General features: G+C 43.1%; 1 pseudogene. It reads right to left on the bottom strand.

Going from position 1 to position 517, the window contains the following annotated elements:
* A pseudogene (locus tag JO375_RS06840) lies at nt 1-517 on the bottom strand (transcriptional regulator); the annotation flags it as partial.

Here is a 517-nt window from a genome sequence, read left to right on the forward strand (position 1 = left end):
ACGTTGGCCAAGTCTTTCAAGGCATCTAGTTGGTCAATTTCATCCAAACGGTCGACAAAGGGTTCAAATTTTGCCGCCGTTTGAAGATTTTGAGCCTGATCTTTCCCGATCCGGAGGCTGAACAACCGATACTGACATAAAGCAAGCCGTTCTGAATGCTGCTTTCTTTCACTCTCAGCCACGTTTTCATAAAGGCAGGTGGCCGCTTCCTGGTACTCCCCTTTTTGAAACAAGTCCTCAGCCATTTCAAAAAGTAACGGAATGTACATTGAAGTATCTAACAACAGACTCATAACGCACTGTATACAATCCAATCGACCAAGCTCCGCACAGCGATATAAAAATGGGCTTATTTTTCGCCAATGCAGAGATGGTGATTCTATGATGCACTCTTCAATGTAGCGTTCATAAAAATAGTCTGGTGGTAATTCCATCCCAGCAGTAATGCGATCTAACTGGTTAACAGATAAAGAACGATTGCCTGTGACGATGCTGCTAAGTGTACCTACATTCAAAT

The sequence above is a fragment of the Paenibacillus farraposensis genome, from assembly GCF_020736845.1.
In the GTDB taxonomy this organism is placed as follows: Bacteria; Bacillota; Bacilli; order Paenibacillales; family Paenibacillaceae; genus Paenibacillus; species Paenibacillus farraposensis.